The following is a 15,330-nucleotide window of genomic DNA, read 5'->3' as shown; positions in this document are numbered from 1 at the left end:
ATCCCGTTAAATCATTTCTTTTATTTTCAACGTCGCGTGAAAATGGTCGTTTTGAGGCAGGCTAATACTCCACGGCTTCTCCTGCATGGAATACATCCGGGTACTGAATGCCGCTTTATTGTTTATATAAAAAACAGCAATTGAGTTTTGAATGAGAACGCGTAACTCAATTTTTTCCCCGATCGGAACATCCACCCAGGATTCCGCGTTAGCCTGATGAATCGACGCGAGCGGCGCGTTGAAAAAATAGACTTTTCCTTTGCTCTTATTGAACACAACGTTCAGCATCGCATCACTGACTCTGTCGTCGGTCAGACCAAAGCTCATCACCATTCCGGCAGAAGGAACATCAATGGTTGCGCTCAACTCACCACGTTCAGGCAAGGCCGGGTACAGCGCCGACTGTAAGGGGCCGAACGACGTGGCCGTTTTAAGCGTTTTAGTGCTCGTTAAGGTGGTCACCGGACCAGGATTCTCACTGATGACCTTCTGAAGCTCCTGGGGCAGGATGCTGTTGAGCTGGCCCTGGTCATCTGCGGTGAGCTCATGAGCAACCAGATTCCCTGCCCAGTCAATGTTGCCGCTGTCACGGTTACCGGCTTTCGTCGGGATCCAGCCGAAAACAAACAGCCGATCGTTTTTGAGTACCAGTTTCCCCGCGTAAAAACCCGAGCCGTCGACCACATAATTGCCCAGTTTCCGCCACGGCCCCTCCGGATTATCCGCAACCCGGTATTGTGTCAGGCGTAACGGCCATTGGTCGCTAAAGCTGAGATACCAGCGTCCGTTGAAGTAAACCAGTGTCGGGCATTCGAGGTTGGCATTGCTGGTGATGGTGTCGTTATCAAAAAATACGCCGCGATCTTCCCAGTGCGTTAAATCCGTTGAACTGTACCGGGCAATAACCCCACGACCGTTACTGCGCGTAGTAATTAACATCCAGTATTCTTTCTTTTCCTCAACCCAAACGACGTGAGGGTCCCGGAAATCATTACCCCGATAGTTACCGCCGGGTAAAATGGTGTCCTGCGGGTGTTTCACCCAGTGAAGGCGGTCCTTACTGGTCGCGTGCATAATAGACTCAACCGGGAACACATTTTCATTGTGTGCGGTGTACCAGGCATGCCAGGTATCACCGACTTTAATAATCGAACCGGTTCCTAATAACAGTTCAGGATCGTCAACGTCGTTAACGTAGGGGATCACTTCGGAATGGTTCTGATAATCATACAAGTTGGCACTCGACAAGAGATGAAAAGCATGTACCCCCAAATCGCTGCCGCCGCGGACATCATTAAGATAATAAATATCAAATTTGCCATCGTTAAAAACGGGCATGGGGTCGCCCACAAATGAACCATCAACCCGCGGGAAAAAGCCATTAATATGGGTGATACTTTTATTCTGTAATGTTTCTTTCGAAGGCTGCGACCAGGCAGGATTATTGCCGAGCGAAAGCGCAAGCAGCGCGACAGATGCCGCAACTATTAATTTTTTCATGCTACACCTGAATGTCAGAAGTTATAATTCACGCCAACCACGGTAAACGGGTTCCATGAGTGACCGGTCGATGTCCAAAGCCCGGTTTCTTTCGTAAATTGTGCTTTGAATTCACCGTATAATCGCACTTCACCAAATACCGGATAACTCAGCGTGCCACCGATAAACTTATACCGACCGTCATAGAAAACTTCGCTGGCATTGCTGGCGTTATCTATTTTGTCCTGGCCAAATCCAACATACAGGGAGGTTAATAATGGATACCAGTTTCGCCAGAGTCCGGCCGTGACTTTCCATTCTTCTTCGACAATATCGCCCCAGCTCTGACGCTCCTGGCGGTTATGATAATAATAGGGTCGCAAATAGAGCCCGAGATCCGGATTCACGCGGTATTGAATGGCTGGCTCAATTTCGAAAATGTACTGTTCCAGATCGCCATTCCCCGGTTCGTTCCCCTGAGGCTGGTATTCGCCATATGCGTATCCGGCCAGGCTCCATTTGTTGGACAGTCGCAGGTCCTGCCAGACCTTGAACCGGTTTTTCCAGCGTTTCGTTGCCGTTTCGGAGCCGACCATAACTTCCGTACCGATATTACCTCGCCAGGTTTCGAAAATATGGCCCACAAAAAATTCATTGATAGTATTGGTGCCTTGATAGTCCTGATTACTGAACTGTCCTTTATAACTGTCTTCTCTGGCATTCCAGAAACCGAAATACCAGTTAGGCAATTCATCGTGCCTTAAAAAAGCCTGAATGGTGGCGAGTTTAAACTTGCCGCTGTTTTTCTTATTATTGCTCCAGCGAACATCGTCAATTTCTATCTGAGACCCGATGTTTCCATGCAGGCCACCCACTTCCATGTTACGACCGATACTGTTCCAGTGAACCGGTGGATCTTCCTGCCTTAAACGCAACAGACTGACGTCTTCGGGGTTATCCCCTTTAGGACGCTTTTTCACTTCAGTTTTTTTATTCTCCGCTTGCGCCGATAACGTCACGGGCTTTGACGAGGTCGTGAGTTCAGGTTTTTGACCTGCAGCAACCGGAGAAGACGAAGCACGAAGGGACGATTGTTCATTGCCGTTATTGGCTGATGATACACTCGTACCGTTGGTGTCTGATTCATCCTGAAAATAGCTTTGATAGTTTCCTGTAACGTCTTCAGCAATGGCAGGAAATGCCGCTAATGTCACCATTAATGCCAGCGTCTGTTTTCCTGGAACAAATATGTTTTTATCTTTCGCGGTAATGCAATTTTGAGGTATTACGCTTTCATCCATTTTGCTCTCTCATTATTCCAGACAATAACATGCCAGCCAGAGACTGGCAGAAATAAAAACTCACCCTGCAAGAAACAGGTCGGAACGGAGAATTATTTATCTAAAGACCAGTATCCCGCATCGTATAATGAGGCCTTCCCCTGATTTGCAAACAATGAAATATCGCGCTTGCCCGGCTGCGGATAAATACGACTGCTTAAGCAAGCGTCACCATCGTTAACAAAAACTTCCACCGATGAGCGGTCAATAAAAATTCGCAGTGACAGAACGCTGTCTGCTGGCAGCGGAATACTGCGCGTGCCTTCCAGCGAATATTCCGGATAGCGACGCTCCACCACCAGACGCCCGGCCTGATCGTCGACGTAAATTCTCAGCCCGTCGCCCAATGCGATACCAAACTGTTCAGCCGTCGATGCGCTCAAATCCCATGCCAGCTGAACTTCGACCGCGTCGGCATCTGCCGCGACAAGGACGTTCTGATTGTTCAGACAGCGGACGGGCGTGGGATAATAGCTGCCACGCAGCGCGGTCACTTCGGCAGCCGGTTTCATTCTCACACGGCCATCAACAAGGCTTAATTCGCGCGGAAGCGAGAGCATTCCGGCCCAGCCATCCTGCTGTTCGGGCATCGGTGATTCCCACATATCGAGCCACCCGATGACAATGCGTCGGCCATCCGGGGTCACGAAACTCTGCGGGGCATAAAAGTCGTGGCCGTGGTCCAGCTCAGTAAATTGTCCGCTGTGGGTGAACGGTTGACCTGGCTGCCAGTCCCCAAGTAAATAGCCACTCTGGAACAGGTTGCGATAGTGATACCCTTCCGCCGCCATGCCCTGCGGCGAGAACATCAGGACACGCTTCTCTCCCAGGGTGAAGAAATCCGGGCATTCCCACATAAAGCCCTTGCCTTCATCAGCCTCGGCGAAAATACCTTCGTCATGCCATTCGCGGAGATCGGTGGAACGGTACAGGCGCACCTGGCCGGTATTTTCCACGCGGGAGCCGACAACCATGTACCAGAACTCACCTTCGCGCCACACCTTCGGATCACGAAAGTGATGCAGTCCGGGCGGTGTATCAATCACCCTGCCGTGCCGTTCAAAATGAATGCCGTCACGACTGGTCGCCAGACACTGCACCTGGTAGAGGTTGTCGTCTGTGTCCGACGGGCCGTGAAATTTATGTCCGGTGTAGATGAGCGCCAGCGTATCGCCGTCCACCACGGCGGAGCCGGAGAAACAGCCGTCTTTGTCCGCCGGGCCTTCCGGCGCTAGCGCGACGGGCAGATGTTCCCAATGCACCAGATCTTTGCTTCGGGCATGCCCCCAGTGCATCGGACCCCATTTCGGGGAATAGGGATGGTGTTGATAAAAGGCGTGATACCAGCCGTCAAACCATACCAGGCCATTAGGATCATTCATCCAGCCTGCGCGAGGGGCGAGGTGATAGCGCGGATACCAGCGCGGATTAATCCCGGATTGTGCTTTTTCAAGCACCTGTTCAGCCTGTTCTAATAAGGATGTCATCGTCTTTACTCTCAGTACATTACACAGCGTTTTGCTGCAGAAAAGATGGCTCAGATGAGGATTTAGTTGAGCGCAAAAGGAAAATGGAAATAAACGTGGTGCTGAACACCATGATGCCCATGATCAGATAGGATTGGGCGAAGCCAAATCTCTCATAGCTAAAGCCTGCCAGCGGGGACAAGACGGTGCCAATGACGGAGCTGGTGCAGGCAAATCCCACCAGATAAATGGTGGAGGAGAGACGTTTGTCGAAATTCAGGCTGTTGTATTTAAATATGGCGACTAACAATATTGGCAGTTCGACCGCGTGAAGCAGTTTGGTAATGGAGATAAGCAAGGGGCCTTCCACCAGCCCGGAAGCAATCATGCGCAGCGCCATCACCATACCTGCGAATATCAGGCCATTTTTAGCGCCAATGCGATTAACCAGCCACGGCGCACAAAACATACCCGCGGCCTCGAGAAAGACCTGGAAAGAGTTTAAATAGCCAAACATCTCGTTCCCTTCTCGTAATGTCGGGAACTGTGACGAGAAATAGACCGGGAATTGCTGATCGTATACGCCGTAAATGCAGGTTCCGACCACGAAGAATATCAGCGCCCAGAAGCGCGGCAGAGTCAGCAGACGCAGGGCGTCTTCCAGAGAAACTTTTTTAGCGCCAATTTCGAGTTTCTCCATGCTTGCCGGCGCGGCCACCTTTAAGCGGGCCAGCAGACAGAAGAAGATTAACCCTGAGCATGACGCCACCAGGAAGTTAAGGTCAGGGTTGATATTAAACAATAACCCGGCAAAAAACGTGGCAACCGCCCAGCCCAGAGACCCCCACATGCGTGCCCGCCCAAACTCAAAGGTACTCTGACGCGCAACGCGCTCGGTATAGGACTCCAGAACGCCGATACCGCCATTAAACGTCAGCCCGATAAATAAGCCCCCGAATACGCTGCCCAGCAGAATATTAACGCTCAGCAGGTAGCTAAAAAGCAGATAAGCCGGGCCGGAGAGGATCAACAACGCGGTGATAAACCATAACAAATGTTTGCGCAGACCGAGTCGGTCCTGGATAAAGCCATAACAGACCTGCGCGAAGAGCGCGGAGACGGATAATACGGAAAAAATAATGCCGGTTTCCGATGCCTTTAGCCCCACTTCCTGGTGAAGCCAGATTGAGAGAAGTGAACTTGATGAGGACCAGGTCACAAAGAAAAAGAACAGCAGAGCGCTGAGCAGCATGTAACTTCGAGTAGGCCGTTTTTTCATCTACGTAATCTCGCAAGAAGGATATACTAAGATGGTAACGTTAACATTTCAGGCGTACACTCGATTTTGATGTGATACTCGATGTTAATCACAAAAGTTAACGTTAACATTAATGTGTTGAGATCGCGCTCAAACTTTTGAGTGTGACTTGCGTAACCCTGGGCGTCGGTGCCTAGAATAGGACATTCGCATTGGCTCACAACACCTTACCGGGTCGAATGCATTCAGATAATGGAAAGCTATGGCGTCTTTAAAAGATGTGGCCAAACTGGCCAATGTATCGCTCATGACGGTTTCCCGGGTGCTCAATGACCCGAAACGCGTAAAGCCTGAAACCCTGGCCCGGGTGCAGGAGGCGATCCTGCAGTTAAATTACGTGCCTGACCTCTCAGCCCGACAGGTTCGTCGTGTCGGCTCCCGCAACAAAACCATCGGCGTACTGGCGCTGGATACCGTCACCACCCCTTTTTCGGTAGAAATCACGCTGTCTATCGAAGAAACCGCGCGGGCGTATGGCTGGAACAGCTTCGTGGTGAATATGTTTACCGATGATAACCCTGACGATATTGTCGACCTGCTGCTCGCCCACCGGCCCGGGGGGATCATTTTCACCACCATGGGGCTGCGTGAAGTGAGCATCCCGCCCCGGCTACTGGAGCACCCTTGCGTTCTGGCCAACTGCGAGAACACGGGAGAACCGGTTGCCAGCTATATACCTGACGATGAACAAGGCCAGTATACGGCCGTACAGGCCTTGCTGGCGGCGGGATACAGCCGCCCTCTCTGCCTGCATTTACCTGTCAACCATCTGGCGACGCGTCGCCGCCGTCAGGGACTGGATCGCGCCTGCCGTGAAGCCGGTATCGATCCTGATACGCTTGAGCACTGCTATATGCAATTTGGCGATGAGCACTACCGGGATATTCCGGAGATGCTGCTGGCGCATATCGTTCAGGGGAAACCGCAATTTGATTCAGTCATCTGTGGTAACGACCGTATTGCCTTCATGGTGTATCAGACGCTGTTAACGCAGGGGATCCGAATCCCACAGGATATTGCCGTTCTTGGCTACGATAATCTTGTCGGCATCGGAAATTTGTTTTTACCCCCGCTATCCACGGTCCAGCTGCCGCATTATGAGATTGGGCGCTTAAGTACCCTGCACATTATCAATGGCGACACCCACCGGGATAAGGTGCTGGTCGAGAGCCCCTGGCTCAGGCGCGAATCCTGTTGAGCAAGAGAGGCCGCATACCGACGACCTTTTGACAGTCACCTGGGGACATTATGCAAAACGAATTTTACTGGATAAACGAACCTGCCGAATGGCATAGCGAGAACAACACGTTATCGGTCGTGACAGACGACCACACCGATTTCTGGCGCCATACGTGGTACGGATTCGAGCGTTTCTCGGGCCACATCTACGCGACTGACTCGGCGGGTGATTTCACGTTTCAGACTAACATCCGCGCTGATTTCAGCACGCTCTATGACCAGGCGGGGATCATGCTGATGTCGGACGAGCAACACTGGCTCAAGGCTGGGATTGAATACAATGATGGCGCGCCGGCCATTGGCAGCGTACTGACGTTACAGGCCTCCGACTGGGCAACCGGTATCTTCCCGGGTAACCCCCGGGAGTTCTGGCTTCGCCTGACCCGCAAGGGAGACGCGTTGCGGTTACAGTACTCAGCAGACGGGCTGTCGTGGCCTTTGCTGCGTTTATGCCATTTCCCGTCGGGGCCAGTGAAAGTCGGTGTCATGTGCTGCACGCCTGAACGCAGCGGCTTAGCCGTCGAGTTTAGTGATTTCAGTCTCGCTCCGGCCATGGATAAAGCGCTGCACGATCTCAGCTGATTTACATTGCGCCATCCGGTTCCACGATCCGTTGATGGCGCTGCCTGAGCTTCCACCTGGATCACACTTTTCCCACCCGACCATTCCCTTAAAATAAACAGGTGATATTATTCACCCCGTAAATACCTCTCAACTCAACCCGAGGCTTTGATGCTGGAGAATGTCATCATCCGATAATCAGCTCCCCGACCTTTCAGGCCGGACTGATTATCAATGCGCCGAAATCGAATGCGGACACCGCGGTGTGTTTGCACGTTTTGCACATGATGATTAAACAGGTTTTCCAGTATGAATTTATCCCGTCAGGAACAACGTACCTTACACGTTCTCGCCAAAGGTGGACGTATTGCGCACGTCCGCGATAGCTCAGGCCGCGTCACCGCCGTTGAATGCTACAGCCGCGAAGGGCTGTTGCTCGCCGACTGCACGCTCGCCGTCTTCAAAAAACTCAAAACCAAAAAGCTGATCAAATCCGTCAACGGTCAGCCCTACCGCATTAACACGACCGGGCTGAACAGCGTTCGTGCCCAGCCAGATAATCGTTAAGGAGAGGATGATGGATATCCCACGTATTTTTACCGTCAGCGAAAGCGAACACCGCATTCATAACCCGTTCACCCCGGAAAAGTACGCCACGCTGGGCCGCGTGTTACGCATGAAGCCAGGCACGCGCATTCTCGATCTCGGCAGCGGCTCGGGGGAGATGCTCTGCACCTGGGCGCGCGATCATGGCATTACCGGCACCGGCATCGACATGAGCCGACTTTTCACCGAACAGGCAAGGCGCCGTGCTGACGAACTCGGCGTCAGCGATCACGTGCGCTTTATTCATGACGACGCGGCCGGATACATTGCAGATGAAAAATGTGATGTGGCGGCCTGCGTGGGCGCCACCTGGATTGCCGGCGGCGTCGCCGGAACAATGGCGCTGCTGGCAAAAAGCCTCCGGTCTGGCGGAATGATACTCATCGGTGAACCCTACTGGCGTCAGGTTCCTGCGAGCGATGAGATAGCCCAGGCCTGCGGCGTCTCGTCCATCGCAGACTTTCTCACCCTGCCCGACCTGGTCGCCTCGTTCGACGCACAGGGCTATGACCTGGTGGAAATGGTTCTGGCAGACCAGGAAGGCTGGGACAGATACGAAGCGGCGAAATGGATGACCCTGCGTCACTGGCTGGCGGAAAACCCTGACGATGACTTTGCACAAGAAGTTCGCGCGGAGCTGACAATTGCGCCCAAACGCCACGTCACCTACACACGAGAGTACTTTGGCTGGGGGGTGTTTGCGTTGATTGCCCGATAGCCTGAAACTGGCGGTATAGCCTTAACGACTATACCGCCTTCACGCATCAGGTATTAAGGCGGCACAGAATAATATGAACTCGGATTCCGTCACGTTTACCCGCGCTTAATCACCGGGATATCGCCCGTATCATTTAACGCCCCTGGGAATGTTTTTAACCACTGAGCGACTTTTTGTTTATTGATATTCACCACACTCATCCCTTCCAGGCATCCCCATAATTCTCTTGTATGCTGCGGCGTGATCACAATACAGTCTTTCATCACCCGGATTTTAACCGGCATACCGCTGATAAACCCTGCCCGGGTTAACCAGTCTCCCCCCAGCGGAAGATATTTATTATCTATCCGGGCATAGAGTTCGCAGCAGGCGGAGCTTGCTTCTGGCGTTTCTGCGCGGGGATGGACGGGCGCTGCAGTGGTCTGGTTGCCGTGAAGTCGGCGGGTGCTGTTTTTGCGTACCAGCTCGCGGTTTTCAATCATGCCGGTGAAAGCGTCTGATTCTGTTTTGCAAACCGTAAACTCTGGCATAAAATTCGGCGCAGCCATTTTCAACTCCTCAGTAGTTGTTGTGGTTAGCGGTATGGGGGTGTTGCAGCACCTTCATATCGCGTCTCGTTGTAAATAATTCCTGTGAAACTCACTCTGCCGTTCGGCGTTATTTCTGATGCGTATTATACCAGGCTGAATATAAATACAGCGGTTTGGTGTGGGGTAAATTTGGAATTTGCGAGGGGGATTCAGGAAATAGTGTTGTGTGCACTAAAGCCATGTTTTTGTTCGTTGTGGGTTGATTGGTCTGGGTTTTGCGAGCATCATCGCAATTATTTACCTTCTTCCGTAACGCGATGGCTTCCAGCAAAACATTCGAACAGGCAATTGCCAACATCACCATCTGGCGCAAGGGCGAACAGCGTGCGCCGCATAAACCCTTATTGCTTCTGTACGTGCTGGCAAACTATCAGCAGGGGCATGCACGTCTGTTTGACTACGGTACCGAGGTACACGCTCAACTGCTAAGCCTGTTAGAACGCTTTGGTCCAGACAGGAAAGAACATTATCCGAACATGCCCTTCTGGCGGCTCAAAGGGGATGGATTCTGGGATCTTGAGAACAGTGAACTCTGTTCCACCACTGGCAGCAAACAACCACCGGTAAAAGAGCTTGTTGAACATAAGGTCGCTGGCGGTTTTGATGAAGAACACTATGCGCTACTGAGAAAGAACAAGAAGCTGATCGGCTCGCTGGCACAGAAGATCCTTGAGGCGCATTTCCCGGAAAGCATCCAGGAAGAGATCGCAGATGAGATGGGTTTTGATATTCAACAGATCCGTAAGGTTCGCGATCCGTTGTTTCGTCAGCAGGTGCTTCGCGCCTATAACTATGAATGTGCAATCTGCGGATTCAACATGCGACATGATAACACCTCCGTTGCACTCGAGGCCGCGCATATCAAGTGGAAACAGTTTGGCGGGCCGTGTGAAATCCCGAACGGGCTGGCGCTGTGTGCAATTCATCATAAGGCGTTTGATAAGGGATCGATTGGGCTGGATGACAGTTTGCGGGTTATGGTGTCTGAGGCGGTAAATGGTAACGGGCATGGGATTGTAGGAAGACTGTTCTGGGATTTCGCCGGGAAGCAGATAGCACTGCCGATGGTGAAAGGGAATTATCCAGGGGAAGGGTTTGTGGAATGGCATCGGAGGGAGGTGTATAGGGGGTGAGGGGGTGAGTGCGAAGGCCGGACTCGAATTTCAACATTAATCAACTGAATTTTAAGTGATTAACATCTGGATAATTGATGTTATATACTTACATGTATACTCAACTGTTTCCCCTCGAAAATCAGCGTAGTAACATAACGCCTGAATCATCTAAACGATGACACAGTAATCATACCATCCTGAATAATTTCAGCTGGGAATATTTCTCTTTCCTAGAAAGATCCAACAACTAGCACTTACATAGCAATACTAATGCTTCTTACCTCACTCTGGAAAAAAAACTCCTGCAAACAAATCAATCTGTTATTTTCAGCTCATTTAAGATTAAGAAGGGAAAGATGATGTTCACATTGGTAAAAGATTTGCTCAATATTCCAGTTATCACAAGCGTCACCCTTGCCATTCTCGCCGCAATTGCGAAAAACTATTTCCACTTCAGCCGACGGGATTTCTTTTCTCGTTCTCCTTTAGAGCAGATCGAAGCTGTTAAATGGTTAAGGCACTCAAAACCACCATCTTCAGACCCACTAGATGTGGCTGAACAACAATTCCGCCTTCTATCTTTAGGTCTACATAGGGACAGAGATTTATCCTACAGGCTTGTGGCTTTTCATTCCAGCCACTCTCAAACCTATATTCAATCACTCAAAGCGGTATTACATTGGCCGGGATTATATGATATCAACGATGGCAAGATATACCCCCATAGTCATTTGAAGTGGTCTCTACCACTCATGCTTATTTTTATACTGACCATTATGGGTTCAGAGATAATTAAAAACTATTCACGTGAAGATGTCAGTCAGTTTATTTTCTACCTAACTATCACCTTAGCTACTCTTATTCCATGGTTCTGGATGTTATCCTGTACTCTCAAGATATTCGGCATCAGTAAAAAACTGAACACATACGTTCCACCAGTCATTGATGCTGAAACCGATAAAGAGGATTTCAGTTCAATCATTAATAATAAATATCCTTAAAACTAGCTATACTTTGTAAATACAATCGCACCTGCCAATAGTGGCAGGTGCGATGTATGTTATATAATTTTGGTGAAGACTGGTGATTTAAGTCAGGAAGACTGCTCGGGGCTCTCACAATACAGCATCATTAAGACTTCATCGTAACAAGCCAGTTGCCTGTCGTGCTCGCAGAATATCAACGGCCCGAAGATAAGGTGATTGTTCTTGCCAACTAAACCCTCTGCGATCGATACGAACCAGCTCGTACTTATCCACCAGAAAGTTAACGGCATCAGACAGCGTGATACCGGCATCAATGTGTTCCTGAATCACAGTTTCATCACTAAATGGAGTGTCGTTCAGTGCCAGGCCATAGTGCTGCTCAAGCAGGCGTGTCAGTAACATTTGCCAGACAGCCACGGGCGAAAGACAGGGCTTCGCCGCCCGCGAAATTGTAGCAGGTAGATTTTTCATGTTTGCTCTCGTGAAATTTGTTAGCGTTGAGTGGGATAAATGGCGATGTATACGTAGCCGCAACTACCAAGGGTATCGGCTTCGCAGGTGAAACCGTTGTGGTACAGGGTGACACAGTGGGCATGGCGGGGATTCATTTCACTAGTGGTCAGCATGGATTCCATCTGGCTGGTAAAATGCGGAAATGCCACATCCAGCTTAAGACATTCGGCATCACTGAACTGACCGGTAATGCTGGCCCGGTCAGTCAGGTAGTGCAGTCGGTTGCCCTCCTGCACCAGACGAGCTCCCAGGCGTGGCGTGATATCCCGCTGCAGGCCCCATGTAACATGACTTCTCATCGGGCTTCTCCTTTATTGTCAGTTCAGAGAGATACTCATCAGACAGGCATAAAGCCCGTTGCGGTCCTGGCGGCGTTCGGCGTATACCGCCAGCACGCCGGGAATGGCAGGAACGACCTTACCGCTGTAATGACAGACACTGCCGTGCCACTGGTACTTACCGGTGGAGTATCGAAAAATGCGGGAGGCTGGATGCTGACGGTAAATCGTCATCGCCCGGCGTTTACTGATAATTTTCATGTCATACCTCAAAGCAGACCGTGTTCAGCAAACGACAATATCTGCGCGCCACCGACGATGAGATGGTCAGGCACACGGATATCAACGAGCTGAAGCGCCTGCACCAGACGCTGCGTGATGGTCTTATCTGCCAGGCTGGGCGTGGTGTCGCCGGAAGGGTGGTTATGCGCCAGTATCACTGCTGCTGCATTGAAAAACAGGGCGCGTTTGACCACCTCACGGGGATGTACCTCGGTGCTGCTAATGGAACCGGCAAACAGGGTTTCATGGGCAATCAACTGGTTCTGCTGGTTCAGATACAGCACCATAAACTCTTCGCGTTCCAGTCCCGCCATTTTCAGTTTCAGCCAGTCACGGGCAGCCTGAGTGGAAGTGAATGCCACGCCTGTTTCGCGCAGGTGTCGGTCAAGCAGCGTTAAGGCACGTTTTACCGTACGTTGTGCGGTTAGTGGTAGTGCCGGAGTCAGTGGGATAAGTGACTGTTCCATCATGAGTATCCTTAATCAATAATGCGCAGAATGGCGCTGGATTCAGGGTGCTGCAGGGCGTAATCCCGCAGGCGGTAATAGTGCTCCGTCATGGCATCGCATTCGTTGCGACAGGCGTGATGACTGTATTCAATCAGGCAGACAGCGATACCTGCGGCTTCAGCGCTCATTTCCGCATCATTGCCGTTCATGCCGTTGAACAGATGCCATTTATCCTCACCTTCAGCATCAGGAGCCATAAACGCGCCGCCATTGCTGAGCGTGTAAAAGGACCAGATACCACCGCTGTACTCATCACAAAAGCTCTCCATCCAGGCGAAAATACGGGGTTCCAGCGTTATCCATTGCGGGATAGCGCCAAAGTACAGCGGCCAGAAATCGAGACGCTGCTCGTCAGGTACGGGTGTTGCAGTGAGGTCAAATTGAGGTTCATTAGCGGACATCAATTCGTATTGCGTTTGTGTCGTCATGGATATTCTCCGTCATTAAAAACGCCAGCGACGATGGCTGGCGTATGGGAAATAAAGGACATGCAGGGATGATGAATGGGTGTGGTCAGGAGGAGGATGCTCTGAGGATGCCGTATTGCCGGATATAGCGGTTAAGTCCTTCACCGGCATCCGTTTCAAAGCTCCACGCCCGCCAGACCATTCGACCTTCAGAGTCACGAACTACCAGGCGGAAGTGACTGCACTGGTCATCTTCTATAGCGACGTTTTGATACCGGCTGGTAATAGCGTCGGCCTGCTGTCGGGTGAAAGGTCCCGGTGGCAGCATATGAGATTCAGACATTGGGTGTACCTTAAAAGCAAAAGCCCCTGACGCAGATGCGTCAGGGGCTATGGGAGTATGCAGGTGTGGGGTGATTATCAGAAACCCGTCTGCACCTTATACAGGCGCAAAGTTTTGCTGCCCCGGACAATCTTCACATACAGGGCATTATCTTTTGTGCCACGAACAAACCCGGCCTTTACATCTCCCTTGCAGTCACCACCGTCATAAGGGATGTTAAGTCCGGTGTTAAATACCAGGTCAATAATCCCGAAACTTAAATCTTCACAGGCTGGACCGGGCAAATCCTGAATCAGAGCAAATTTATGGTCGTCGCTGACACCGGTCAGTGAACACATGGAGGTGTTGATGTCGTTTCCCTGGCACCAGTACTCCTGTCCGGGATTGTCTTTATCCATCAGGCTTGCCGGAAGTTGAGCGGCACCGGCACTGAATGCAGCAAGTGACAGAATGAGGGCGGGTACAGCAGAGGTCATCATTTTCAGCATGGTTTTCTTCCTGAATTAATCCAGCCCGCTGTCGGGCAAAATGAGAGAAATTGATATCGGGTGTTATCAGAAACGCCGGTAGCGGAACAGCTCTTTGCCCTGGTACAACGCCACCAGGTCGTCATATTCCGGCTTCTTCTGGTTGGGCTTAAAGGTCACTACCGTGCCCGGACGACACAGGTCTTTTACGGTGAGACCGAATTTCTTGTCCGGAGTAATGGTGAATCCCTTCGACACATCGTTGCGCATGATAGTTATCCAGCCCCACAGGCCACCTTCGCAGTCCTTAAAGGGTGCTGAACGAACTGTTACCATCCCACCCAGGCGGTCAACAGACATGGCTTCACATTTTCCGGTAACCTGACGATGCGCATCACACCAGAAAATATTCCCGTTGTTGTCATTGACGACAGCAGGCAGCGTCCGGTTATAAGGCTGGGCCTGAACTTCTGTACAGAGCAGAAGGCTGCCAGTAATGCCAAGTATTTTAATCAGCGTTTTCATTACGTTGGTCCTTAACAGAGAAAGTATCAGGTAGCGACGATTCAGGCCCAGATAGTCAGGCCCAGCATCACCAGCCATACCCAAAAGTAAGCCGGTTTCTGACCAAGGGTTTTCGCCCGCCGCCACAAATAGAACGGCACCAGCCAGGCAAGTTTGCCGAACGTGGTGGTATCCACTCCGGCCTTACGCAGGCGTCGTTCATCGAGATACCCCAGTGCGATATTGAGCAGCAGCGTGATGAACCAGTACTGCCCACCCGAGACGGCCTCATATGCCTCGTCAAAAGACATTCCGTTCAGCCCTGCCGTCCACAGCTCGAGCGCATAACCAATGAAGGGAGCAAATGCCAGCGTCCATACCACTCCGCCCGGAATGCGGTTTCCTGGCAGTGCCGGTGGTGTAGTGCTGTGGAGCAGCGCCGAAGCCAGCGGGGTAGCGGAGATTGGCTGCCACTCCGTCATGCCCTGTCGCCATACCAAAGTGGATACTGTCAGTTCACCGCGCATAATCAGGCCGGTGATGTCGTCTTCAGTCACATTGTCGTGACGTATGCCATTTTTCTCGTAATGCCAGGTCATTGTTTTTCCT

The 15,330-nt window shown here is 51.2% G+C and carries 20 protein-coding genes; 6 read left to right on the top strand and 14 right to left on the bottom strand.

The annotated features are described in order from the left end of the window. Window positions 1-6 precede the first annotated feature (6 nt). The 4 genes from AB6731_RS13130 to AB6731_RS13115 all read right to left on the bottom strand — a co-directional run bounded on the left by AB6731_RS13130 (window position 7) and on the right by AB6731_RS13115 (window position 5,564). Entirely contained in the window at window positions 7-1,500 is a 1,494-nt protein-coding gene (locus tag AB6731_RS13130) for a glycoside hydrolase family 32 protein (RefSeq protein ID WP_063214236.1), read from the bottom strand. Between the two features lie 14 nt (window positions 1,501-1,514). Continuing rightward, window positions 1,515-2,780 (bottom strand): OmpG porin family protein, encoded by a 1,266-nt coding sequence (locus tag AB6731_RS13125; protein ID WP_371006458.1) that lies wholly within the window; start codon window positions 2,778-2,780, stop codon window positions 1,515-1,517. A 92-nt stretch (window positions 2,781-2,872) separates the two neighbouring features. Further along, window positions 2,873-4,306, bottom strand: coding sequence for a glycoside hydrolase family 32 protein (locus AB6731_RS13120; protein ID WP_371006457.1), 1,434 nt, complete (start codon window positions 4,304-4,306; stop codon window positions 2,873-2,875). 19 nt (window positions 4,307-4,325) lie between these two features. Next, on the bottom strand, window positions 4,326-5,564 hold the full coding sequence (locus AB6731_RS13115) for an MFS transporter (protein ID WP_014168436.1): 1,239 nt from the start codon (window positions 5,562-5,564) through the stop codon (window positions 4,326-4,328). A 241-nt stretch (window positions 5,565-5,805) separates the two neighbouring features. Here AB6731_RS13115 and AB6731_RS13110 point away from each other — a divergent pair, with 241 nt between their 5' ends. From AB6731_RS13110 to AB6731_RS13095, 4 genes are all read left to right on the top strand, one after another. Then, entirely contained in the window at window positions 5,806-6,801 is a 996-nt protein-coding gene (locus AB6731_RS13110; RefSeq protein ID WP_183516798.1) for a LacI family DNA-binding transcriptional regulator, read from the top strand. Window positions 6,802-6,851: 50 nt separating this feature from the next. Next, window positions 6,852-7,424 (top strand): DUF1349 domain-containing protein, encoded by a 573-nt coding sequence (locus AB6731_RS13105; RefSeq protein ID WP_371006456.1) that lies wholly within the window; start codon window positions 6,852-6,854, stop codon window positions 7,422-7,424. Between the two features lie 288 nt (window positions 7,425-7,712). Beyond that, window positions 7,713-7,970 carry a YjhX family toxin gene (locus AB6731_RS13100; protein WP_014168433.1) on the top strand — a complete coding sequence of 86 codons (258 nt, stop codon included), beginning with the start codon at window positions 7,713-7,715 and terminating at the stop codon, window positions 7,968-7,970. A gap of 10 nt (window positions 7,971-7,980) precedes the next feature. After that, window positions 7,981-8,727 (top strand): cyclopropane-fatty-acyl-phospholipid synthase family protein, encoded by a 747-nt coding sequence (locus tag AB6731_RS13095; RefSeq protein WP_371006505.1) that lies wholly within the window; start codon window positions 7,981-7,983, stop codon window positions 8,725-8,727. A 95-nt stretch (window positions 8,728-8,822) separates the two neighbouring features. Here the strand turns inward: AB6731_RS13095 and AB6731_RS13090 are convergent, their stop codons facing one another. Continuing rightward, window positions 8,823-9,275 (bottom strand): SymE family type I addiction module toxin, encoded by a 453-nt coding sequence (locus AB6731_RS13090; protein ID WP_073397086.1) that lies wholly within the window; start codon window positions 9,273-9,275, stop codon window positions 8,823-8,825. A 299-nt stretch (window positions 9,276-9,574) separates the two neighbouring features. Here AB6731_RS13090 and AB6731_RS13085 point away from each other — a divergent pair, with 299 nt between their 5' ends. After that, window positions 9,575-10,450, top strand: coding sequence for a phosphorothioated DNA-binding restriction endonuclease (locus tag AB6731_RS13085; protein WP_371006455.1), 876 nt, complete (start codon window positions 9,575-9,577; stop codon window positions 10,448-10,450). Between the two features lie 338 nt (window positions 10,451-10,788). Continuing rightward, on the top strand, window positions 10,789-11,433 hold the full coding sequence (locus AB6731_RS13080; protein ID WP_371006454.1) for a hypothetical protein: 645 nt from the start codon (window positions 10,789-10,791) through the stop codon (window positions 11,431-11,433). A 138-nt stretch (window positions 11,434-11,571) separates the two neighbouring features. Here the strand turns inward: AB6731_RS13080 and AB6731_RS13075 are convergent, their stop codons facing one another. From AB6731_RS13075 to AB6731_RS13035, 9 genes are all read right to left on the bottom strand, one after another. Then, window positions 11,572-11,889: a TA system toxin CbtA family protein gene (locus AB6731_RS13075; protein WP_371006453.1), complete on the bottom strand. Its 318-nt coding sequence runs from the start codon at window positions 11,887-11,889 to the stop codon at window positions 11,572-11,574. A gap of 20 nt (window positions 11,890-11,909) precedes the next feature. Further along, the gene (locus tag AB6731_RS13070; protein WP_371006452.1) at window positions 11,910-12,230 is read right to left on the bottom strand and encodes a type IV toxin-antitoxin system YeeU family antitoxin; all 321 of its coding nucleotides are present in this window, start codon (window positions 12,228-12,230) and stop codon (window positions 11,910-11,912) included. Window positions 12,231-12,248: 18 nt separating this feature from the next. Beyond that, entirely contained in the window at window positions 12,249-12,470 is a 222-nt protein-coding gene (locus AB6731_RS13065) for a DUF987 domain-containing protein (protein WP_371006451.1), read from the bottom strand. An 8-nt stretch (window positions 12,471-12,478) separates the two neighbouring features. Further along, complete coding sequence (locus AB6731_RS13060) at window positions 12,479-12,961, bottom strand: RadC family protein (protein ID WP_371006450.1); 483 nt, start codon at window positions 12,959-12,961, stop codon at window positions 12,479-12,481. 8 nt (window positions 12,962-12,969) lie between these two features. Beyond that, window positions 12,970-13,428 (bottom strand): antirestriction protein, encoded by a 459-nt coding sequence (locus tag AB6731_RS13055; protein WP_109610580.1) that lies wholly within the window; start codon window positions 13,426-13,428, stop codon window positions 12,970-12,972. A gap of 85 nt (window positions 13,429-13,513) precedes the next feature. Then, window positions 13,514-13,750 carry a DUF905 domain-containing protein gene (locus AB6731_RS13050; protein WP_371006449.1) on the bottom strand — a complete coding sequence of 79 codons (237 nt, stop codon included), beginning with the start codon at window positions 13,748-13,750 and terminating at the stop codon, window positions 13,514-13,516. A 77-nt stretch (window positions 13,751-13,827) separates the two neighbouring features. Beyond that, window positions 13,828-14,238, bottom strand: coding sequence for a hypothetical protein (locus AB6731_RS13045; protein ID WP_129035826.1), 411 nt, complete (start codon window positions 14,236-14,238; stop codon window positions 13,828-13,830). A 66-nt stretch (window positions 14,239-14,304) separates the two neighbouring features. Next, entirely contained in the window at window positions 14,305-14,742 is a 438-nt protein-coding gene (locus AB6731_RS13040; RefSeq protein WP_008815077.1) for a hypothetical protein, read from the bottom strand. Between the two features lie 41 nt (window positions 14,743-14,783). After that, window positions 14,784-15,320 (bottom strand): DUF4339 domain-containing protein, encoded by a 537-nt coding sequence (locus tag AB6731_RS13035; RefSeq protein ID WP_371006448.1) that lies wholly within the window; start codon window positions 15,318-15,320, stop codon window positions 14,784-14,786. Window positions 15,321-15,330 lie beyond the last annotated feature (10 nt).

The organism is Enterobacter sp. RCC_40, from assembly GCF_041360735.1.
In the GTDB taxonomy this organism is placed as follows: domain Bacteria; phylum Pseudomonadota; class Gammaproteobacteria; order Enterobacterales; family Enterobacteriaceae; genus Enterobacter; species Enterobacter ludwigii.
Note: the sequence above shows the minus strand (reverse complement) of the source record. Positions and strands in the feature narration are given on the sequence as shown.